Genomic DNA, 21,427 nt, shown 5'->3' with positions numbered 1-21,427 from the left:
TTCCTCTGAACTGCCCAAAGATGGCGGGAAGTTGTAGTGTTTGGTCGTGGACCCGAAACACGCCGCCGTCAATGGGCGGAAGAGGGCACAGCGGCCACAGAAGTCACATCGCGAAGTGGCCGACGAGCTGCGCGCCCGGATCCGCTCCGGCGTGCTGCGGCCGGGCCAGCGCATGCCCACGCAGGCCCGGCTGGCCGACGAGTTCGGCGTCGAGCGCGGGGTCGTACGACAGGCGCTGCACATCCTGCAGTCCGAGCACCTGTTGACCAACCTTTCCAAGGGCAGCCCGGCGACCGTAGCCCCTGACCTGGGCCTCGGCGGGCTGTCGGCCGGGCCCGCAGCGGCGCCGCTACCCACCATGGTGGCCCTCGCCCCCCGTATCGCGGAGGCGTTCACGGCCCCGCACGTCGAGATCGACGCCGTGTGCCTGACCTCCATCTCCCTCACGCTCGCCATGGGCGAACCGCTGCGCCAGATCCACGCCGGGCGAATGAATCCGGCCAAGGTCGACGTGCGTGTCCTGCTGCCGAGCCGGAACATCGACCTCGCCTTCCCGGTCCCCGTCGAGGGCCGCAGGGAGGACGACGATCCCGTCCACGAGCGCTGGCTGGCCCAGCGCAACGCCCAGGGCCAGGTGCTGAAGCACAACCTGCTGACCCTGCGCGCCACGCACGGCATCGACGTGGACGTCTCCTTCCGCGCCCTGCCGTTCACGCCACCGGTGAAGCTCTATCTCCTCAACGGCACGGAGACGCTCTTCGCGTACTACACGCTGGGGCGCCGCCGGGCGGAGACCGACCACGAGTCCCTGGAGACGTACGACGCCGACGGCACCCGGTCGACGCTGTTCGACTTCGTGCAGGGCACGAGTCTGCGCGACACGACGTTCGTGGAGCAGTCCCACCTGTGGTTCAACGCACTGTGGGAGACGATCAGTTCGGAGCTGCTGCTCACGAGCTGACGTCTCCCACAGAGGCTGAGCGGGGTCGTACGGGTGACTCATACGGCGGGCCTCGCGACCAGTAGCGCGAGTACGACCGCCCCTGCGGAGCTGACGGCCGGACTCTTGGCCTTGATGCCTATGGTGAGCAGGAGCAGACCGATGATTCCGGCGGCGCCGTACTTCCACTGGACGGTCTGCTCGACGCCGACGACGAACACGGCGCACAGGAGGGCGAGGACAGGCACGGTGGTTCCCCCTTCGGTCTTTCAGGCGGGGCGGGGCGGGGTGTGGGGGGTCGTGGTTCGGTCGAACAAGAAGCAAAACTTCCACCAACTCGAACAAGTTGGCAACCAACTCTGATTAGGTTGTCCCCACTTGGCAGCTACCCATAAACAACTTTCAAACAACTGCCCATAGATGGATCCGAGTTGTAGCGTTTGGTCGTGACCCAGGAGAACGTGGCCGTGAACGGCAGCAGAAGACTCTCCCCCCAGGAGATCGCCGACGTCCTGCGGGAACGGATCCGCGTGGGCGACCTCAAGGCGGGGGAACGCCTGCCCACCCAGGCCGAGCTCGCCGAGGAGTTCGACGTGGAGCGCGGCAGCGTCCGCCAGGCCCTGCGCAAGCTCCAGGAGGACGGACTCCTCACCAACGTGAGCAAGGGCAGTCCGCCGCGGGTCGCCGAGCAGGCCGTGGCCGGAGCCGAACCGCAGCCCGTGATGGTGGCGCTGGCCCCGCGGCTGACGGAGGCGTTCGCCGCACCGCACGTAAGGATCGACGCGGCCTGCCTGACGGCGGAGACGCTGATGACGGGGCTCAGCGAACCGCTCCGGCTGGTGCACGAGGGGCGCGTCCACCCCGAGTCGATCGAGGCCCGCATCCTGCTGCCCTCCCGCGACATCAGCCTGGCCTTCCCCGTCCCGGTCGGGGGCCGCGGCCAGGACGACGACCCCGTGCACGATCGCTGGCTGGCCCAGCGCAACGCCCAGGGCCAGGTGCTGAAGCACAACCTGCGCTCGCTGCGTTCCTCGCACGGCATCGACGTACGCGTGACGTTCCGGGCCCTGCCGTTCACACCGCCGGTGAAGCTCTACCTCCTCAACGGCACGGAGGCGCTGATGGCCTACTACATGATCACCCGCCGTGAGGAATCCTCGGACAGCGGGACGCTGGACATGTACGACGTCCTGGGCACCGAGTCCGTCCTGTTCTCCTTCGAGAAGGGGGCCGGGCAGCGCGACGCCGCGTTCGTGGAGGAGTCGCAGAAGTGGTTCGACGCCCTGTGGGAAACCATCACCTCGGACCTCACCCTCACCTGACCGAAGCGCGGGACGGATACCGACTCGGTCAGAGGTGGCTGAGATTTGGTTCGACGCCCTCTGGGATTCGAAGGCTCCTCGGCCCACACTCAGCTAGTGACCGCTGAGACTGGACGGAACGACCTGGTGGCGAGAGAGGCCGAGGATCTTCTTCAGGAGCTTGTCGCGCGCACGCGGTATGTCCTCTTCGACTTCGACGGACCGATCTGCCGGCTGTTCGCCCACCTCCCGGCCGAGACCATCGCCCGGGCCCAGGTGCAGTGGTTGGAGTCCCATGGAGGGGACGGGGTCCTCACCGAGGAGGAACGTTTCAATCCGGATCCGCACGGCGTGCTGATCACCCTCGCCGAGCGGTACCCGGGTACCGATCTCGTCGCCGAGCTCGAAGAGTGGCTCACCCAGCAGGAACTGAAGGCGGCACGCGTCGCGATGCCCACGGCGTACGCGGACCCGCTGATCCAGACCTGGGTGGCGGTCGGGGCACGGCTGGCGATCGTGAGCAACAACTCGGCCCGCACGGTCGCGTCGTACCTGCAGCAGCGCGGACTCTTCTCCTGCTTCGACCACATATACGGCCGTACGCAGGACCTGAGTGTGCTCAAGCCGCATCCGCAGACCCTGAACCTGGCCCTGAGGGCGATGGGGGCGGCGCCGGACGTCTCGCTGATGATCGGCGACTCCCCGTCCGACCACGCGGCCGCACTCCGGGCCGGCGTCCGCTTCCTCGGCTACGCGCGGAGCGACGCGGCGGTGCCGAAGCTGCTGGCGGCCGGAGTGCCGGAGCACTGCATCATGGTGGGCTCGATGAAGCGGCTGCTGGATGCCGTGCGGCGCGTGCGGCCTTGCTGAGCGCTCCCATGGTGTCCGCCCGGGCGCCCGTGACTCATATGGTGGCGCCAACTCAACCAAGTTGGCAACCAAACATGATTAAGTTGTCTCCACTTGGCGACTACTTATACACGAGCTTCAAACAACTCCCCCCAGATGGAGTGGCGCCATAGCGTTTGGTCGTGACTCAGGAGAACGTGGCCGTGGACGGCAGCAGAAGACTCTCGCCCCAGGAGATCGCGGACATCCTGCGGGAACGGATCCGCGTGGGCGACCTCAAGGCGGGGGACCGCCTGCCCACCCAGGCCGAGCTCGCCGAGGAGTTCGGCGTGGAACGCGGCGCGGTCCGCCAGGCCCTGAGGTCCCTTCAGGAGGACGGCCTCCTGATCAATGTGAGCAAGGGGAGCCCGCCGAGGATCGCCGAGCCGACCCGCGGACCGGGGGAACCCCAGCCGACGATGGTGGGGCTGGCACCGAGGCTCGCCGAGGCGTTCGCCGCGCCGCACGTACGGATCGACGCGGCCTGCCTGACGGCGGAGAGCCTCCTCGTGGCACTGGGCCAGCCGCTCCGTCTGATCCACGAGCACCGCGTACGCCCCCAGTCCATCGACGTCCGTATCCTCCTGCCCTCCCGCGACATCGCCCTGGCCTTCCCGGTCCCGGTCGGGGGCCCGGTCGACGGCGACCCGGTCCATCAGCGCTGGCTGGAGATGCGCAACTCCCAGGCCCACGTCCTGCGGCACAGCCTCCGCTCCTTGAGCTCCTCCCACGACATCGACGTCCGCGTCACGTTCCGCGCGCTGCCCTTCACCCCGCCGGTGAAGCTGTACCTCCTCAACGGCACGGAGGCGCTGATCGCGTACTACACGGTCACCCGCCGCGAGGAGCCCTCGGACACCGGAACCCTCGACATGTACGACGTCCTCGGCACCGAATCCCTCCTCTTCTCCTTCGAGGACGGCGCCGGTCAGCGGGACGCCGCGTTCGTGGAGCAATCGCAGAAGTGGTTCGACGCCCTCTGGGAAACCATCACCAGGGACCTGACACTCTCCTAGTGACTTCCGATACGACGCAGACTGAACCGGTGGCATCAGACACAGAGAACGACACCGAGAGGCTTCGGGACCTGATCAAGCGCGCCCGAGTCGTGCTGTGGGACTTCGACGGGCCGATCTGCGGCCTGTTCGCCGGGCACTCGGCGGAGAAGGTGGCGAACGACCTGGTGGACTGGCTCGAAGGACGCGGCCTGCACGGCCTGCTGACCGACGACGAACGCAAGTCCCCGGACCCGCACATCGTCCTGCGCGCCGTCGACCGCAGACACCCCGGCAGCGACCTCGTGGCCGAGCTGGAGGAACGTCTCACCCAAGAAGAACTGCGGGCCACCGCCCTGGCGATGCCCACGCCGTACGCCGACCCGCTGATACGCACCTGGAAGGCCGTGGGCTCCCGGCTGGCGATCGCCACCAACAACTCCCCCCGGGTGGTGCGCACGTACCTGGCGAGCCGCGGCCTCACCTCCTGCTTCGCCCCGCACATCTACGGTCGCATCCAGGAGCTGAACCTCCTCAAGCCCGACCCGCACTGCCTGCACCGGGCCCTGAACGCGATGGGTTCGGCATCGTCCACCGCCCTGATGATCGGCGACACTCCCTCGGACCTGCTCGCCGCTGACGCGGCCGGCGTTCCGTTTCTCGGCTACGCGCGTAACGAGCACAAGGAGAAGCTGCTGCGGGACGCGGGCGCCGAGACGATCGTCGCCTCACTGGAGCCTGTACTCAAGCTGATCCGCACTCAGGCCTGAGACTGCTCGTCGGGTCGCACCCACCGAGGGTCGGCGATGACGGGGTGCCTGGGCTTGATGTACTTCAACCTTTCCCACAGATTCCGGTGCCATTCCATGTGATGCTCGGCGATTTCCTGGGTCGAGCGAGATCTGGATCGCCGGTCCCATCCGATGATCCGCGCATTTCCGTACTTGAATCCAAAACCCTCGGTGTCGAGGATCCGGAAAGAATTTCCGCGCCATTCCACGCTGCTTTCCCTGATTCCGTACGGTGCGGAAAATACCTTCTCGTGATTGAATATGTAGAGTTTTCGCTCAGGTACCTGGGGTGACTCCCGAACTTCGCAGGAGATGGCGATGTTCGGGTTTTTCTCGTGAACCCGTTCCAGTAGTCGCTTGAGTTCGTTCCAGTTGTGCAACGTGTATTTCTCACGCATGCGTTCGCGATTTTCTTCGGAATCCATGAAATGCAGCGTGCCGTCGGGGTGATCAGCGCTCTCGGCGGGCTCAAGTTTTCCGGGCAGACTCAGCGGCAGATTGAGATGGGCGATAGTGAGGCGAAGCGTCAGCTCCTGGATGTTGACTTTCTCGTCGCCCAGCCGGTTGAGGGGTTCCATGAGCAGACCGAGCAGCGTCTGCATGCTGAACCCGGAGAAGTCGATGCTGACGACTCGGGCCTCGAACGCCTCCGCCATCGGGGTACGCAGATCGCCCAGGTCGGCGAGGACGTAGACGCCGGATACCTCCTGCGGATCAGAGTCGCCAACGGCGTCGAGAAGAATGAGGGCGATGAGTGCGGCGAAGGATCCACCGAGAAAGCCCTGTCCCTTGAGTACCTTTCCCAGCGGCTCGATGATTTCGGCGGCGATTCCGAGTACCGCGACGAAGGCCAGCAGCCACTTGACGATGCGCGGCTTCCATGCGCTCAGCGACTGCCGCACACGTTCGAATCTGGGCTGACCGCTTCCGCCCGGCCTGCGAGAAGACACCCTCGACCCCCTGTTGCGCCGCGGACACGAGGCGGCGGCGATGCCTGTCGATCTCCGAGGTCCACCATGATGCCTCGGTCAACTCGGCTGTACCAGAAGGTCAGTTCACGTTCCGCGGTGCCTGGGCCGCCCTGAGGAGCGGCTCGTGCGACGACACGACCCAGTCGGCGCCGCGGCGCCGCATCTCTTCTGCGCGCTCGGTCGAACGGGTGTATCCGATGAACCGTGTTCCCGCATCGAGGGACGCCTCCAAGTCGGTGAGCTGATCTCCGATGAAGAGGCAGGCGGAAGGGAGATGCGACAGCTCCAGCTGTGTGAGAGCACGGTTCACGGAGTCGGGGTGGGGCTTCATGTGGCGCGGCTCGCGTGGATCACGCCCCTCTACGACGTCGAACTTCGACTGGAGACCGAGGCACTTGAGGAACTCCATGATCGGGCCGTCCGCGTTGTTGCTCACGATCGCGAGACGCAGGTGGAGGTCTTGCAGCGCCTCCACGAGGTCGGCGAAGTACGTTTCCGGAATCGCCGACTTCACCGCGTCGAACTCGTGCTCCGTCACGATGCGTTCCGCCGCTTCGAGTGCCTCTCGACCGGGGTCGGCCCAGCGGCGCCGGTCGTACATGTCCCTGACGCGCTGGAGGATGCCGTGCGAGTCGTCGCAGTCCTCGACGGTCTGGTCCAGTGCGCCCCACAGACCGCGCACCGCGTCCTTGATCTCGTCGGCCACCGGTGCGGTCGAGATGCCCCTGAACAGGTCCGCGACAGGACCGTCGAAGTCGAAGAGCACCGCTTGCGTGCGGTCGAGCAGCCGCCGCAGAACGTCATGCTCGTCGGGTGCCTCACTCATGGGTCTCCTCCTGGCCACCCGGTTCAGTGTGGACCACGGCGTGGCCGCGCGGCCAGCTCAGCAGCTGCCGGTTTCGACGCGCGGCGGGGCTTCTGCCACGATGCTCGCCGACGGGGAGTAATGTGCTGACACTTGCGTACCCTGCGACAGGGCTCGAGGCGAGAGAAAACGGGCAATGTCACCCGAATCAACTTCCGGTGCTCGACTGCGTGCGGTCGAGGTGAGTGGCGATCCGGGAATGGTCGAGGGACCACTCCACGGTTACCACCACGAGACGTATGTGTTTCCGCTGCCGGGGGAAACGGCATCGCCGGCTCCCGTCCGCTGGAAGTGCCGGGAGCCGCGCAGCAATCTTCTCTGGTTCGACCGGCGCTGCTTCGTCTCCGAGGAGCAGTTGCTGAGTGCCCTTGCTGGGCGGATCTCCCGTATTCCGGACATCATCGAGGTCGACCGCACCGGCTTGCAGCGGTTCATCGAAGGAGTGACGCTCGGCTCGCTCTATCCCTCCGGCGAGGCGGTCCCTGAGGAGATTTTCGACCAGATTGTCGACGTTTTCCGGCAGCTGGCCGCCGTGAGTCCCGGGACCATGCACGCCGAGCGGCGGTGCGAGGCCGTGGACCGGCCCAAGGACGGTGACACGGAGGGATTCCTTGAGCGGCTGATTCATTTCACCGAAGAGCGTGTCTATGCGCGAAACCTGCCGCTGTTCGAAAGTCTCTTCGAGGATCTCGGCCTGAGCAGGGTTTCGTTCAAGTGGCTCCGGGCCCATGTGACCGGGCTCGCGCAGCGGCCCTTCTGCCTGCTGCACGCCGATCTGCACAGAGAGAACTTCATCGTCGCCCCGGAGCGCGAACTCTGGACGATCGACTGGGAATTGGCGATGCTGGGCGACCCGCTGTACGACCTGGCCACGCACCTGTACCTGATGCGGTACCCGAAGTGGCAGGAAGAGCGGATGACGCAGCGGTGGAGCGCGGTCGTAGAAGAGATCCGCCCGGGCAGCTCCAGTGGATGGGAGCACGATCTTCCGCTGCTCATCGACTACAAAAGGGCGCAGTCCGTCTTCACCGATGTCATCCGCGTGGCCCTCTCGCTGGGCTCCGGACCGGACTCCCACTGGCGTCGGTTCGTCCGTGCCGGACTGAAACTGCGGAGAATCCTGGCCGCGGCGGCTGTCCCCCTGGGGTTGGAGTCGGTGCCGAGCTCATGGCAGATCGTGGCCGCACTCGTGCGCTGGCAGCGGTCCCATGCGGGCGCGGGGCGAATCGTTTCCGGGTAACCGGGCGTGCGGTGGGCGGGAGCGGGCGTGGTCGTCGACTCGTATGCTCTCTTCCTCGAAGAGGCGTGACACAGGCTCCTAGGACGGAACGGCCATGAGCACCGGCGAGGCGGGGCTGCGCGAGCGGAAGAAGCAGCGGATGTACCAGGTGGTGTCGGACATCGCGATCCGGCTGTTCCTGGAGAAGGGCTTCGACGCGGTGTCCGTCGCCGAGATCGCGGCCGCCGCCGAGATCTCCAAGCCGACCCTCTTCCGCTACTTCCCGGCCAAGGAGGACCTCGTCCTGCACCGGATCGCCGATCACGAGGACGAGGCCGCGCGGATCGTGGGCGAGGGGCCCACGCCTCTGGAGGCGCTGCGGCGGCACTTCCTGGAGGGGCTCGAGCGCTGCGACCCCGTCACCGGGCTCAACGATCACCCCGAGGTGCTCGCCTTCCACAAGCTGCTCTACGGGACTCCCTCCCTGGTCGCGCGCGCGTACGGCTTCGTGGAGCGTTCCGAGGCCGCGCTCGCCGAGGCCCTCGGCGGCGGACTGGAGGCCCGGCTGGCCGCCGGTCAGATCATCGCCGTGCGGCGGATCCTCGCGCAGGAGAACTGGCGGCGGATCGCGGCCGGGGAGCGGGTGGCGGACGTGCGGGCGGATGCGGTGGCCGCGGCGGAGCGGGCGTTCGGGCAGCTGGCGGCGGGGCTGCCGCATCTCGCTTGATTGAGTCTCGGTAAGAAATTTAACTCGGTTACGTTATTCCGGTACGCTCGTCGGAATGACGTCACCCGACCCCGCCCTCCGGCAGGCCCTCGATCACGAACGAGCCCACCACGACCGCTGCCGCACCGCCCTCGCCGCCATGGTCGACGGCGCCCGGGAACAGGTCGTCACCGGCGAGGACGTCTCCGCCTCCGGTGCCGACGCCGAAGTCCTCGGCTACCAGCTGCGCAGCCAGGCCAAGCAGCTGGGGGAGCTGCCCGAAGGGCCGCTGTTCTTCGGCCGGCTGGACTTCTCGGACGGAGAACACGCCGGGCAGAGCCCGCGGCCGGAGGCCGCTGATCAAGCACTGCACGTCGGCCGCCTCCGGATCAGCGAGCACCCCGCCGCCCCGCCCCTCGTCGTCGACTGGCGCGCCCCCGTCTCCCGCGCCTTCTACCAGGCGAGCGCCCGCGACCCGCAGGGCGTCGCCGTCCGCCGCCGCTTCGGCTGGGCCCCCGGCAGCCGGGGCGACTCCGCCGACCTCACCGGCCTGGAGGACGAGCACCTGGACCACGGCGAGTGCCGGGCCGAGTCCCAGGTCAGCGACATCTTGGCCGGCGACATCTTGGCCAGTGACATCGTGGCCCGCGAGATCGAGCGGCCCCGGGTCGGCCCGATGCGGGACATCGCCGCGACCATCCAGCCCGAGCAGGACGATCTCGTACGAGGGGACCTGGCGCTGTCGGTGTGCGTGCAGGGCGCTCCGGGCACCGGCAAGACCGCCGTCGGCCTGCACCGCGCCGCCTACCTGCTCTACACCCACCCGCAGCGCATCCGGCGCGGCGGCCTGCTGATCCTGGGACCCAACCGCACCTTCCTGTCGTACATCTCGCAGGTGCTCCCGGCCCTCGGCGAGACCGGCGTGCGGCAGTCGACGCTCCTGGAGGAGATCGCCCGGCACCCGGTCACCGGGGCCGACGGCGAGCGGACCGCCATGGTCAAGCACGACGCCCGGATGGCCGAGGTGCTGCGCAGGGCGCTGTACGCGCGTGTGTCGGCGGACGGGGTGGGTTCCCTCGCCGTGCCCGACGGGTCGTACCACTGGCGGGTGCCCGCCGAGGAACTCGCGCGGATCCTGCACGACGTGCGGGCCGAGGAGCCGCCGTACGGTGTCGGGCGGGAGCGGGTGCGCAGCCGGGTCGTGCGGTACGTGCTCATGCGGGCCGAGCGGCGGGCCGGGCCGCAGCCGAACGCCTGGGTGCGGAAGATCGAGCGGTCACGGGCGATCGGGGCGTACGTCGACGCCGTATGGCCCCGGGTGCGGCCGGAGGAGGTCGTGGCCGAACTCCTCACCGAGCCGGAGGTCCTGGCGACCGCCGCCGAAGGGCTGCTGGACGGCGACGAGCGGAAGGCGCTGCTGTGGGCGAAGCCGCCGCGGTCCTGGAAATCGGCGCGCTGGTCGGCCGCCGACCTCGTCCTGCTCGACGAGGTGGCCGGGCTGATCGAGCATCCGGCAGGGTACGGCCATCTCGTCGTCGACGAGGCGCAGGACCTGTCCCCGATGGAGTGCCGGGCGATCGCCCGGCGGGCCGCCTTCGGCTCGCTCACCGTCCTCGGCGACCTGGCGCAGGGGACCTCGCCGTGGGCGGCCCGGTCGTGGGACACGGCCCTGCGGCACCTGGGGAAGCCGGACGCGGCCGTGGTGCCGCTGACCATCGGGTTCCGGGTGCCGGAGGCCGTCGTGACGCTCGCCAACCGGCTGCTGGAACGGCTCGACGTGGACGTGCCGCCGGGCCGGTCCCTGCGCGGCGACGGGGAGCTGAGGATCCGGGAGGCGGCGGGCGATCTGCCGGGCGCGGTCGTGGACGCCGTACGCGACGCGCTGGCACGCGAGGGGTCCGTCGGGGTCGTCGCGGCCGACGCGGACGTGCCCGCCGTGCGCGACGCCCTCGACGCGGCCGGGATCGCGGCGGCCGGCCCGCAGGAGCTGGGCGCCCGGGTGAGTCTGGTGCCGGCGAGTGTCGTCAAGGGCCTGGAGTACGACCATGTCGTCGCCGTCGAGCCGGCCGCGATCGCGGAGGCGGAGCAGCGGGGGCTGCACCGGCTGTACGTGGTGCTGACGCGGGCGGTGTCGCGGCTGGAGGTGGTGCACGGGAGGGCGCTGCCGTTCCAGCCGCTGTAGGGCCTGTCCGGCGGATCAGGTCGCAGGAAATCGGCGGCGACTAATGAACGCAGATGGGCGTGCCAGACCCCGCGTCTGCGGCATGATCCGCCGGACAGGCCCTAGGGGGGCACCTCCTCTGCGAGGTGCCCCCATGGCTCAGGCGGCGGCGAGGAGCGGGATCAACTGCTCTTCCTCGTACGTCAGATGGGCCTCGAGCTCGGCCGTGAGGCGTTCGACCTCGGCGCGGGCGGTGGCCGGGTCGGCGTTCTCGGCGGTCACCGTCCGGCGCAGTTCCTCGACGAGCTCGGCGATCCGCTCGTGCTCGTGTCGCAGGCGTGCCAGGGCGGGCGCGGCATCCGGGTACCGGTCGGCGAGGACCGGGAACATGCCGAGGTCCTCGCCGGTGTGGTGGTTGTGCAGGCCCTGGCAGAAGGTCAGGCAGTTCACGCGGAGCTGGGCGCCGAGCGTGGACGTGCCGGCGCTCATCTCCTGGCGAATCAGGGCGAGTTCGCGCCGGAAGGCGTCATGGACGACCTTGATCGCCTCGCCCATGGAACCGGCGTTGATGTTCGGCGGACCGTCCTGGGCGATCTCGTGCAGGGCGACCACCGGGATCACCCGCTCCGTCTTCTGCTGGTACTCCGCCCAGCCAGGGTCCGCCTCGACGGCCCGCGCGAAGGCCCGGTCGCGCTCCTCGCCTTGCAGTACGACGGCCCGCGCCTCGTAGGTGAACGCGCCGCTGTCGATGGTGACGTGGGGATGCGCGAGGAGGTTGGTGTACCAGTGCGGGTGCCGGTCCGCGCCGCCGGCCGAGGCGATGACGAGGACGCGGCCGTCGCCGTCGGGGAGGTAGCCGACCGGGGTGGTGTGCGGGGTGCCGGTGCGGGCGCCGGTGGTGGTGAGGAGGATCAGTCGGGCGCCCTCGAAGTAGCCGCCTACGCGGCCCTTGTTGGCGCGGAACTCTTCGATGATCGGTTCATTGAAAGGGTTGGGCACGCTGTCTTCTTTCTCATTTCGCTGTCGCTGGCTTCTCTGGAAGGTCTTCGAAGGTTTTCGAAGGTCCTTCAAGGTGTTTCGAAGGCGGCGCAGAGAAAGAGGCGGGCTCCTGGCCCGCCCCGGCCTCACTCAGAGGCCGGGCACCCAACTCGCTCACGGCACGAGGCCGACCCGGCAGTCATGCGGGGGACGGTACTGGCCCCGCATGACGGCCGCCATCGGTTTTCCGCCGGTTTCCCGGCCGGATGGTCGCCTCAACGGCGGCCCAGCAGCTCCGTGACCCGCATGTACCCGTCCGTGCCGTGGCCGAGCGCGATGACCCTGCGGGCCTGGCCCTCGGCCGCGCGCATCACACTCGCGTCGATGCCGTGGGCCTCGGAGGCGTGGACGATGTGGGCCATCGAGGACACCGTCGAGGTGATCGGGTTGAGCTCGCCGGAGAAGCTGCCGTTGTCGACGTCGTCCGCCCACTCCTCGAAGAGCGGTGGCAGGATCGCGGCGATGCCCTGGGCGAAGGGGGCCAGGTCCCGCGCGGTGATGCCCTCGGCCCGGGCCACCGCCACCGCGTGCGCGTAGCCGGCCATCGCCGTCCAGAAGATGTCGAGCAGGGCGATGTCGTAACCGGCGGCCCGGCCGATCTCCTCGCCGAGGTGGGTGTGGGTGCCGTCCAGCGCGTCCAGCACCGGCCGGTGCTCCCGGTACAGCTCCGTGGGCCCGCTGTGGATGAACACCGCGTCCGGGGTCCCGATGGTCGGCGTCGGCGTCATGATCGCGCCGTCCAGGTAGCGGATCCCGTGGGCCGCCGCCCAGTGCGCCGTGTCCCGGGCGCGGTCGGGGATGTCGGCGGTCAGGTTCACGACGGTACGGCCCTTGAGGGCGGCGGTGACGGCCTCGTCCCGCAGGACGCTGTCGGACGCGTCGTAGTTCACGACGCAGACGACGGTCAGCGGGCTCGCGGCGACCGCCTCGGCCGCCGACCCGGCACCGATCGCCCCGCGCTTGAGCAGCTCACCGTCCCGGCCCGGCGTGCGGTTCCAGACCGTGGTCCGCAGCCCGGCGGCCACGAAGGCGCCGGCCAGCGCCCGGCCCATCGGGCCCAGACCGAGGACGGTGACGGCAGACTGGTCAGTGGACGTGGACAAGGTTCAACTCCCTTGAGAACAGCTACGATTGAAAAAACTGACAATTGCTGACGAAGGCTGATGAAAGGGGTAGGCGTGACGCGCGGACGTGCCCATGACCCGAACGTCTGTGGAGTGACCGCCGCGATCTCCGTGATCGACGGCAAGTGGAAGACCACGCTGCTGTGGCTGCTGGAGTCCGGCCCGCACCGCCCGGGCGAACTGCGCCGCCGGCTGCCCGGCCTCACCGAGAAGGTGCTGACGCAGGCGCTGCGCGAGATGGAGACGGACGGGCTGGTGCACCGCGAAGTGCACGACGTACTGCCGCTGAAGACCGTCTACTCCCTCACGGACTTCGGCCGCGAACTCTCCGAGGCTCTGACCCCCCTTTCCGACTGGGGCCACCGCCGCCTGGAGAAGATGGCCGCCCCCTGATCACTGCCACCAGCCTCCGCCGTGCCCCGCGCGCTGCCAAGTACCCACAAAAAAGTGGGTACGGCGTTCCCGAACGGCTCTATGAGTCCACGGGCTTCGGCGTGTACGCCCGCACGTACACCTACCTCGGACCGTGAACGGACAAGATGGGTCGGGCCGGACGAGTGGTCCCGCGCGTGGCGTGGCGCACTTTTGCAAGCAGGTGCTTGCAATAGTTAGCGGCGGTGGTGCAAGGTGGAGGCATGGCAACGCTCAACGTCGGCAATCTCGGTGAATACCTGCGCGAGCAGCGGCGCAACGCGCAGCTGTCGCTCAGGCAGCTCGCCGATGCCGCCGGGGTGTCCAATCCGTATCTGAGCCAGATCGAGCGCGGGCTGCGCAAGCCGAGCGCGGAGGTGCTGCAGCAGGTCGCCAAGGCGCTGCGGATCTCCGCCGAGACCTTGTACGTGCGTGCCGGAATTCTCGACGCCGAGCGGGATCTCGACGAGGTGGAGACGCGTGCCGTCATACTCGCCGATCCCACGCTGAACGAGCGGCAGAAGCAGGTGCTGCTCCAGATCTACGAGTCCTTCCGCAAGGAGAACGGATTCGGGATCGACGGCGACGAGACCTCCGGTGCGGACGGGCAGATCGCGCAGGACGCGCGGAGCGACGGCGCGAAGGATGCCCAGGACGCCCAGGACGCCCAGGACGCTCAGGACAGAGCCAACGCCGTGGACGGCACCCGCACGACCGGCGACAGCGACGCCGACCCGCAGCAGGCGGCCGGTTAGACCTGGCCACGGGAGTGGCAGTGACAGCCGCCGACCGCCCGACTGCGGACCACAAAACCCTCAGCCGAACGTGAATCCGGGAGGACCCTCACCATGGCCATCACCGACGACCTGCGCAAGACCTTCAGCGACCCGACCCCGTTCTACTTCGCCGCCGGCACGGCCGACCTGGCCCTGCAGCAGGCCAAGAAGGTGCCGGGTCTGGTGGAGCAGCTGCGCGCCGAGGCCCCGTCCCGCATCGACGCGGTCCGCAACACCGACCCCAAGGCCGTCCAGGAGAAGGCCCAGGCGCGCGCCAAGGAGGCCGGTGCCAAGGCCAAGGAGGCGCAGGAGACCCTCCAGGCCAAGGTCGGCGAGTTCATCACCACCCTCGACGGTGACTTCAAGAAGCTCGGCAGCACGATCGACGCGGACCTGAAGAAGTTCGGCGAGAGCGCCCAGGACTTCGCCCTGCGCAGTGTCGGCGTCGCCGCCGAGTACGCGGTCAAGGCCCGCGAGACCTACGAGAAGGTCGCCGAGCACGGCGAGCAGGCCGTGAAGGTCTGGCGCGGCGAGGCCGCCGAGGAGATCGAGGAACTGGAGCCGAAGACCGAGCCGAAGCCGCAGCCGGTCGAGGTCAAGGAGGAGCCGAAGCCCGCCGAGGCCGAGGCCGCCCCCGCCCCGGCGAAGAAGCCCGCCGCCAAGAAGGCTCCGGCCCGCAAGACCACCACCGCCAAGAAGACCACGCCGCCCGCGAAGTAAGAAGCGGCGGCAGGATGCCGGGCCGGGCACTCTCGGAGTGCTCGGCCCGTTGTTCGGGTAGCGGGCTTGCGGGACCGGGTACGGTGACCGCGTAGGGACGAGCCGAGTCGGGTGGTGGACGTAGTGCTGATGCAGGGGTTCGCAGGGTTCATGTGGCTGCTGAGCATGGCCCTGATCCTTTTCAGCGGCTTCGCGTTGATCGACGCCGCCACGCGCCGCGAGGACGCCTATCGCGCGGCCGACAAGAAGACCAAGCCTTTCTGGCTGATCATCCTCGGGCTCGCCTTCGTGGTGAACCTGATCTTCAACATCCTGTCGTTCCTGCCGATCATCGGCCTCATCGCGACGATCGTGTACATGGTCGACGTCCGCCCCGCCCTGCGCGGCCTCCCGGGCGGCGGCCGCAGCCGCCGGGGCTCCAGCAGCGACGGGCCTTACGGGCCCTACAACGGCGGTCGCTGAGTATCTGACGCGGCGTCGAGGCGCTCGGCGGGCCCGGCAGCGTTGAGGCGCTCGGTCCTGCCCGGCCCGGTTACGGCACCCGGTCCAGCAGCACGACCGCCACGTCGTCCGTCAGCTCGCCCCCGTTGAGGTCCCGCACCTCGTTCACCGCGGCCCGCAGCAACTCCTCGCCGCGCAAACCCTCGGAGAGCTGTCGGCGGACCATGGCCACCATGCCGTCCTGACCGAGCCGCTCCCCGCCCTTGCCGACGCGGCCCTCGATCAGGCCGTCGGTGTAGAGCATCAGGCTCCACTCGGCGCCCAGCTCCACCTGCATCCGCGGCCAGCGGGCGCCGGGCAGCAGGCCGAGGGCGGGGCCGTTGTTGTCGTACGGCAGCAGTTGGGCCGGCCGGCCCGGGCGGGCGACCAGGGGGGACGGGTGTCCGGCCAGGCACAGGCCCGCGCGGCGGCCGTCGGGGGAGATGTCCACCGTGCACAGGGTCGCGAAGATCTCTTCGTCGGAGCGCTCGTGCTCCAGGACCTGCTGGAGGGTGCCGAGGAGTTCGTCGCCGCACAGCCCCGCCAGGGTCAGCGCGCGCCACGCGATGCGCAGCTCCACGCCGAGCGCCGCCTCGTCCGGGCCGTGGCCGCAGACGTCGCCGATCATGGCGTGGACCGTGCCGTCCGGGGTGCGGACAGTGTCGTAGAAGTCACCGCCGAGCAGGGCGCGCGAGCGGCCGGGGCGGTAGCGGGCGGCGAAGCGGAGCGGGGAGCCATCGAGCAGCGGTGTGGGCAGCAGGCCGCGTTCCAGGCGGCGGTTCTCCTGGGCGCGCATCCGGCCCTCGGCGAGCCGTCGCTCGGCCGTGTCGGACCGTTTCCGCTCCACCGCGTACCGGATCGCCCGGCTCAGCAGCCGTCCGTCCAGCTCGTCCCGGAAGAGGTAGTCCTGGGCGCCCACCCGCACCGCGTCGGCGCCGCGTTCGGCGTCACCGGACGCGGTGAGCGCGAGGACGGCGTGCCGGGGCGCGAGCTTCAGTACGTGCTTCAGTACGGCCAGCTCGTCGTCGTCCTCGGCCCGGCCCGGGGCGGGCAGCGCGAGGTCCAGCAGGATGCACTGGACGTCGTCGGTGAGCAGCCGCTCGGCCTCGGTGAGGTTGCGGGCGGTGCGGACGCGGATCGGCTTGCCGGCCGAGTCCAGCAGCTCGGGCACGACCGTCGAGCCGCCCGGATCGTCCTCGATCACCAGCAGCGTCAGGTTGGTCGTGGCGGTCGTGGCGGTCGTGGCGGTCCTGGCGGTCGTGGCGGTCGCGGCGGCGTTCGTGGGCGTGGCGCCGGTTTTTCCGGCCGTGGTTTTTCCGGCCGGGTCCTGCGTGAGCGGGGACTCTTCCCTGGAGGGGCCGGTGCCTGAGGACGCGGGCTGCGCCTGACCACTCTCCACGGCCGGGATCCCTCTCTGCCGCGGTATGGGTACGGGCATCGTCTTGGGTTCCTTCCCTCCCCCCGAGGGCACGGGCAGGGCGAGGGACCTCGACCTACCGACGGGGACCATAGCGGTTGTCGGCGCCGCAACGGAATGGTGTGAGGCAGGTCGCGTGGACGCTGGCCGCTGTCATATGCCGCGATCCGTATCGCAGTTGGACAGGTCGGCGGCGGGCGGGGGATGACGAAGGTCACGTCCCCCGGGGGTTTGGCGGGGGTTTGGGCGTGGGGCAGGTCACGTGGTGGTGGTCACGAGAGCCGTCCGGATTGCCCGGCTTACCCTCTTGCCGCCAGGCTCACCGGGTTTACCCGTTTACGCTCACCGGGTTTACCCGTTTACACGCTCACCGGGTTTACCCGTTTACACGATCGCCGGGCTCACGCCCCCGGCCGTACCACCGCGAGGATCGGCATGGACCCCGCCCCTGCGATCGTCACCGTGCGGTTCGGCCGCGGGGCGTGCACCATCGCCCCGTCGCCGATGTACATCGCGACGTGACTGGCGTCCTTGAAGTAGATGATCAGGTCTCCGGGGCGCATGTCCTCGACGTCGACCCGCTTCAGCTGCTTCCACTGCTCCTGCGAGGTACGCGGGATGGCCGTCCCGGCGCTCGCCCAGGCCTGTGAGGTCAGGCCGGAGCAGTCGTACGCCTTCGGTCCCTCCTCGCCCCATCCGTACGGCTTTCCGATCTGGGCCGTGGCGTACTTCACCGCCTTCTTGCCCGCCTCCGTGGCCTCGCCGCTGACGTCGTCGAGGACGCCGGTGTCGAGCCAGGCGGTCTGGGCCTTGAGGGCGGCCTCCTCCTCCAGCCGGGCGAGGCGCTCCTTGTCCGCCTTCTCCAGCCGGGATTCGAGCTTCTCGGCGGCCGCGATCTGCTTCTCGATCTTCTTCTGGGCCGCCGCCTTGGCCTTGCGGCCCGCCTCCAGCTTCTTCCACTGGGCGGAGGCGTCCTTGGCGTACAGCTCCAAGTCCTGCTGGGTGCGGGTCATTTCGCCGATCAGGGCCTTGGTGGCGCGCTGGCCCTGGAGCACCCGGCCGGCGCCGTCGAGGAACTGCCGCGGGTTGTCGCTGAGCATCAGCTGCGCCTCGTCCGGCAGCCCGCCGCTGCGGTACTGCGCGCGGGCGGCGGCACCCGCGCGCTCCTTCAACTCGTCCAGCTTCTCCTGGCCCTCGACGATCTTCTTCGCCAGCTGCACGATCTCCGCCGACTGCTTCTCGGCCTTCTCCTCGGCGGCGTTGTACGCGTCCGTGGCGGCGGCGGCCTCGCGGTAGAGCTGGTCGAGCTTCAGGCGTACGGCCTCAAGGTCCTTGTTGGGCAAGGGGCTCGGGGACGCGGTCGGGGTCGGTGTCGGGCTGGGACTCGCGAACGCCGTGCCCGGAGCCGCCAGCACGGTGACCGCGCAGACCACGGTCACGGCCGCCGCGATCAGGCCACGCTTGCCCGTACGCATACCCATGCCCCCAAACTGATTAACCGTCAGTAACTTACGGATGCCTGGGGGATCGTGCCATGAATGCGCGCAAAACGACAGAGGTCCACGCGCAGGGTGTGCACGACGACGGAGTCAGTGCTTCCCCCTCTCCGCCCCTCCCTTCCCGCCCCTCCATCCCCGGTCCATCTCCGGCCCATCCCCGGTCCATCCCAGGCAAGACGATCTCCCCGCCTGTGTGACGAACGACTCACGGAGATCGTTCCCCGCCGGCCGGGAGGTATCCGCGGGACCGGGTTCAGCGGCGCGGCGCCAACGCCCTCCACGCCACCGTCACTTCGCCCTGCCGCCACCGGACGGGCCCGTCCGTCACCGGCCAGTCGGCCGCCAGGTCCCGCACCGCCCGGATCCAGCGCTGGCGGGCGCCGTACGAGGCGTAGGGCGCGGCGGCCGCCCACGCGCGGTCGAAGTCGCGGAGGAAGGCGTGCACCGGCTCGCCGGGGACGTTGCGGTGGATGAGCGCCTTCGGCAGGCGCTCGGCGAGGTCCGAAGGGCGCTCCAGGGAGCCCAGCCGGGTCGCGAAGGTGACCGTGCGCGGCCCTTCCGGACCGAGCGCGACCCACACGTGCCGGCGCCCGATCTCGTCGCAGGTCCCCTCGACCAGCAGCCCGCCGGGTGAGGTCCCGGACGCCGGGACGAGCCGCCCGCACAGCCGCTCCCATACGGCGGCGACCTCTGCTTCGTCGTACTGCCGCAGCACGTTGGCGGCACGGATGAGATGGGGCCGCCGGGGGAGCGGGATCTCGAAGCCGCCGTGCCGGAAGGCGAGCCCGTCGCGCTCGTACGGCCTCGCCGCCGCGACCCGGGCCGGTTCGATCTCGACGCCGACCACGCGCGCGCGTGGGGCGACGGTACGCAGGCGGGCGAGCAGTTCGACGGCCGTCCAGGGGGCGGCGCCGTAGCCGAGGTCGACGGCGACGGGATCGGCGGCGCGGCGCAGTGCGGCGCCGTGCGCGGCCGCGATCCAGCGGTCCATGCGGCGCAGGCGGTTGGGGTTGGTCGTCCCGCGCGTCACCGTTCCCACGGGGCGGGTGGCTGCGCGGGATGTCATGCGTACGAGGGTAAAGGGGCCCTGGGTGGCCTCTGCCGTCCTGGCTTCCACCGCCTTCCCGACGCACCCCGCCCTCGAACGGTTGAGCGATCTGGGGTAATGCCTCGGCAAAAACCCCCGCGCCCGGAATGGGAATGCCTCCTTCCGGCGTTGCCGCCCTCAGAGGGTCCCGCACCCTCTGTATGGCATGCCCGCACAAGGAGGACCGCCACGTGAGCCACTACGTCAGCAGGCTCGGGCGTCGTTCTCCGGCGGCTCCCCCTCGACTGCGGCTGCACCGTCGCCCCCGCCGCGTCGCCATGCTGTCCGTGCACACCTCACCGCTCCACCAGCCCGGCACCGGCGACGCCGGCGGCATGAACGTCTACATCGTGGAGCTCGCGCAGCGCCTCGCCGCGATCAACATCGAGGTGGAGATCTTCACCCGGTCCACGACCGCCGCCCTCCCGCCGACCGTGGAGCTCGCGCCGGGCGTCCTCGTCCGGCACGTCGACGCCGGCCCCTACGAAGGCCTCGCCAAGGAGGAGCTCCCCGCCCAGCTGTGCGCCTTCACGCACGGCGTGATGCAGGCCTGGGCCGGCCACCGACCCGGCTACTACGACCTGGTCCACTCCCACTACTGGCTCTCCGGCCACGTCGGCTGGCTCGCCGCCCAGCGCTGGGGCGCCCCCCTGGTGCACGCCATGCACACCATGGCCAAGGTCAAGAACGCCAACCTCGCCGACGGCGACACACCCGAGCCGGCCGCCCGCGTCATCGGCGAGACCCAGATCGTCGCCGCCGCCGACCGGCTGATCGCCAACACGGCCGAGGAGGCCGACGAACTCGTCCGGCACTACGCCGCCGACCCCGCCAAGGTCGCCGTAGTACACCCCGGCGTGAACCTCGACCGCTTCCGCCCCGCCGACGGCCGTGCCGCCGCCCGCGCCCGCCTCGGCCTCCCGCAGGACGCCCTGATCCCGCTCTTCGCGGGCCGCATCCAGCCCCTGAAGGCGCCGGACGTGCTGCTGCACGCGGTGGCACTGCTGCTGGACGAGCGCCCCGAACTGCGCTCCCGCATCCTCGTCCCGGTCGTCGGCGGCCCCAGCGGCAGCGGCCTCGCCAAGCCGGAGGGTCTGCAGAAGCTGGCCGCGCGCCTGGGCATCGCCGACGTCGTACGGTTCCAGCCGCCCGTCGGCCAGGAGCAGCTCGCCGACTGGTTCCGGGCCGCGTCCGTGCTGGTCATGCCCTCCTACAGCGAGTCCTTCGGCCTCGTCGCCATCGAAGCACAGGCGGCCGGCACGCCGGTGCTGGCGGCCGCCGTGGGCGGGCTGCCGGTGGCCGTGCGCGACGGACAGACCGGGTTCCTCGTACGAGGCCACGAGCCCGCCGACTACGCGCGCGTGCTGCGCGATGTCGCCGACGACCCCACGCTCTCGGCGCGGATGGGCGCGGCCGCCGCCCGGCACGCCCAGTCCTTCGGCTGGGACACGGCGGCCGCCGCCACGGCGGACGTCTACGCGGCGGCGGCCCAGTCGTACCGGCGTCACGTACGCTCCCACCATGGCTGACGCACAGAAGGCAGCACAGGTCATCGAAGGCGTGCTGAAGGACGCCGAGCTCGAATGGGAGAGCCCCGCACCCGGCAACTACGTCGTCAAGCTCCCCGGCACCCGCAAACTGTCCACGACGGTGTCCTTGCTGGTGGGCCGTCACTCCCTGTCCATCAACGCCTTCGTCATCCGCCACCCCGACGAGAACGAGTCCGGCGTCCACCGCTGGCTCCTGGAGCGCAACCTCAAGCTGTACGGCGTGAGTTACGCAGTCGACCCCCTCGGCGACGTCTACGTCACCGGCAAGACGGCGCTGTCCGCGGTCACCGCCGACGAGATCGACCGCATCCTCGGCCAGGTCCTGGAGGCGGCGGACGGCAGCTTCAACACGCTCCTGGAGCTCGGATTCGCCTCGGCGATCCGCAAGGAGTACGCGTGGCGGGTGTCGCGGGGTGAGCCGACGCGGAACCTGGACGCGTTCACGCGTTTGCTCGAGCGGCCCGCGGACTGACGGTGCGCAGTACGTC

General features: G+C 69.7%; 22 protein-coding genes. 14 read left to right on the top strand and 8 right to left on the bottom strand.

The window, feature by feature from the left end:
- Positions 1–40: 40 nt before the first annotated feature.
- Positions 41–961 carry a winged helix-turn-helix domain-containing protein gene (locus Q4V64_RS23885; protein WP_124441103.1) on the top strand — a complete coding sequence of 307 codons (921 nt, stop codon included), beginning with the start codon at positions 41–43 and terminating at the stop codon, positions 959–961.
- A 38-nt stretch (positions 962–999) separates the two neighbouring features.
- Here Q4V64_RS23885 and Q4V64_RS23880 read toward each other — a convergent pair whose 3' ends face one another.
- A complete protein-coding gene (locus Q4V64_RS23880; RefSeq protein WP_124441104.1) occupies positions 1,000–1,188 on the bottom strand; it encodes a hypothetical protein in 189 nt (62 codons plus the stop codon).
- A gap of 192 nt (positions 1,189–1,380) precedes the next feature.
- Here Q4V64_RS23880 and Q4V64_RS23875 point away from each other — a divergent pair, with 192 nt between their 5' ends.
- From Q4V64_RS23875 to Q4V64_RS23860, 4 genes are all read left to right on the top strand, one after another.
- Positions 1,381–2,262 carry a winged helix-turn-helix domain-containing protein gene (locus Q4V64_RS23875; RefSeq protein ID WP_124441105.1) on the top strand — a complete coding sequence of 294 codons (882 nt, stop codon included), beginning with the start codon at positions 1,381–1,383 and terminating at the stop codon, positions 2,260–2,262.
- A 96-nt stretch (positions 2,263–2,358) separates the two neighbouring features.
- A complete protein-coding gene (locus Q4V64_RS23870; protein WP_253267050.1) occupies positions 2,359–3,111 on the top strand; it encodes an HAD-IA family hydrolase in 753 nt (250 codons plus the stop codon).
- 155 nt (positions 3,112–3,266) lie between these two features.
- Positions 3,267–4,145, top strand: a complete 879-nt coding sequence (locus Q4V64_RS23865) for a winged helix-turn-helix domain-containing protein (RefSeq protein ID WP_124441106.1) — start codon at positions 3,267–3,269, stop codon at positions 4,143–4,145.
- 29 nt (positions 4,146–4,174) lie between these two features.
- Positions 4,175–4,894, top strand: a complete 720-nt coding sequence (locus tag Q4V64_RS23860; RefSeq protein ID WP_253267051.1) for an HAD family hydrolase — start codon at positions 4,175–4,177, stop codon at positions 4,892–4,894.
- Here Q4V64_RS23860 and Q4V64_RS23855 read toward each other — a convergent pair.
- Both Q4V64_RS23855 and Q4V64_RS23850 read right to left on the bottom strand, forming a co-directional pair.
- Complete coding sequence (locus Q4V64_RS23855) at positions 4,885–5,817, bottom strand: hypothetical protein (RefSeq protein WP_124441108.1); 933 nt, start codon at positions 5,815–5,817, stop codon at positions 4,885–4,887. The genes Q4V64_RS23860 and Q4V64_RS23855 overlap by 10 nt on opposite strands.
- A gap of 148 nt (positions 5,818–5,965) precedes the next feature.
- Complete coding sequence (locus Q4V64_RS23850) at positions 5,966–6,712, bottom strand: HAD-IA family hydrolase (RefSeq protein ID WP_124441109.1); 747 nt, start codon at positions 6,710–6,712, stop codon at positions 5,966–5,968.
- Positions 6,713–6,887: 175 nt separating this feature from the next.
- Between Q4V64_RS23850 and Q4V64_RS23845 the strand changes: the two genes are divergently transcribed.
- From Q4V64_RS23845 to Q4V64_RS23835, 3 genes are all read left to right on the top strand, one after another.
- On the top strand, positions 6,888–7,991 hold the full coding sequence (locus Q4V64_RS23845) for a phosphotransferase (protein ID WP_124441110.1): 1,104 nt from the start codon (positions 6,888–6,890) through the stop codon (positions 7,989–7,991).
- Between the two features lie 94 nt (positions 7,992–8,085).
- A complete protein-coding gene (locus tag Q4V64_RS23840) occupies positions 8,086–8,697 on the top strand; it encodes a TetR family transcriptional regulator (RefSeq protein WP_124441111.1) in 612 nt (203 codons plus the stop codon).
- Between the two features lie 55 nt (positions 8,698–8,752).
- Entirely contained in the window at positions 8,753–10,858 is a 2,106-nt protein-coding gene (locus Q4V64_RS23835; protein WP_124441112.1) for an AAA family ATPase, read from the top strand.
- Between the two features lie 138 nt (positions 10,859–10,996).
- Here the strand turns inward: Q4V64_RS23835 and Q4V64_RS23830 are convergent, their stop codons facing one another.
- Complete coding sequence (locus Q4V64_RS23830; RefSeq protein WP_124441113.1) at positions 10,997–11,836, bottom strand: nitroreductase/quinone reductase family protein; 840 nt, start codon at positions 11,834–11,836, stop codon at positions 10,997–10,999.
- 254 nt (positions 11,837–12,090) lie between these two features.
- Positions 12,091–12,978, bottom strand: coding sequence for an NAD(P)-binding domain-containing protein (locus Q4V64_RS23825; protein ID WP_124441114.1), 888 nt, complete (start codon positions 12,976–12,978; stop codon positions 12,091–12,093).
- Positions 12,979–13,053: 75 nt separating this feature from the next.
- Between Q4V64_RS23825 and Q4V64_RS23820 the strand changes: the two genes are divergently transcribed.
- The 4 genes from Q4V64_RS23820 (at position 13,054) to Q4V64_RS23805 (ending at position 15,368) form a co-directional block, all read left to right on the top strand.
- A complete protein-coding gene (locus tag Q4V64_RS23820) occupies positions 13,054–13,392 on the top strand; it encodes a helix-turn-helix domain-containing protein (RefSeq protein ID WP_124441115.1) in 339 nt (112 codons plus the stop codon).
- 242 nt (positions 13,393–13,634) lie between these two features.
- Positions 13,635–14,165 (top strand): helix-turn-helix transcriptional regulator, encoded by a 531-nt coding sequence (locus Q4V64_RS55160; protein ID WP_124441116.1) that lies wholly within the window; start codon positions 13,635–13,637, stop codon positions 14,163–14,165.
- A gap of 93 nt (positions 14,166–14,258) precedes the next feature.
- A complete protein-coding gene (locus tag Q4V64_RS23810; RefSeq protein ID WP_124441117.1) occupies positions 14,259–14,906 on the top strand; it encodes a hypothetical protein in 648 nt (215 codons plus the stop codon).
- A gap of 129 nt (positions 14,907–15,035) precedes the next feature.
- On the top strand, positions 15,036–15,368 hold the full coding sequence (locus tag Q4V64_RS23805; RefSeq protein WP_172629279.1) for a DUF2516 family protein: 333 nt from the start codon (positions 15,036–15,038) through the stop codon (positions 15,366–15,368).
- 70 nt (positions 15,369–15,438) lie between these two features.
- Here the strand turns inward: Q4V64_RS23805 and Q4V64_RS23800 are convergent, their stop codons facing one another.
- The 3 genes from Q4V64_RS23800 to Q4V64_RS23790 form a co-directional block, all read right to left on the bottom strand.
- Complete coding sequence (locus Q4V64_RS23800; protein ID WP_124441119.1) at positions 15,439–16,824, bottom strand: response regulator; 1,386 nt, start codon at positions 16,822–16,824, stop codon at positions 15,439–15,441.
- Between the two features lie 380 nt (positions 16,825–17,204).
- Positions 17,205–18,278 (bottom strand): C40 family peptidase, encoded by a 1,074-nt coding sequence (locus tag Q4V64_RS23795; RefSeq protein ID WP_124441203.1) that lies wholly within the window; start codon positions 18,276–18,278, stop codon positions 17,205–17,207.
- Between the two features lie 277 nt (positions 18,279–18,555).
- Positions 18,556–19,368, bottom strand: coding sequence for a class I SAM-dependent methyltransferase (locus Q4V64_RS23790; protein ID WP_124441120.1), 813 nt, complete (start codon positions 19,366–19,368; stop codon positions 18,556–18,558).
- Positions 19,369–19,580: 212 nt separating this feature from the next.
- On the opposite strand from Q4V64_RS23790, the gene mshA reads away from it, so the two are divergent.
- Entirely contained in the window at positions 19,581–20,918 is a 1,338-nt protein-coding gene (mshA, locus tag Q4V64_RS23785) for a D-inositol-3-phosphate glycosyltransferase (RefSeq protein ID WP_124441121.1), read from the top strand.
- A complete protein-coding gene (locus tag Q4V64_RS23780) occupies positions 20,911–21,411 on the top strand; it encodes a YbjN domain-containing protein (RefSeq protein WP_124441122.1) in 501 nt (166 codons plus the stop codon). The genes mshA and Q4V64_RS23780 overlap by 8 nt, the downstream gene beginning before the upstream one ends.
- Positions 21,412–21,427 lie beyond the last annotated feature (16 nt).

Origin of the sequence: Streptomyces sp. NL15-2K (assembly GCF_030551255.1) — a bacterium.
In the GTDB taxonomy this organism is placed as follows: Bacteria; Actinomycetota; Actinomycetes; order Streptomycetales; family Streptomycetaceae; genus Streptomyces.
Note: the sequence above shows the minus strand (reverse complement) of the source record. Positions and strands in the feature narration are given on the sequence as shown.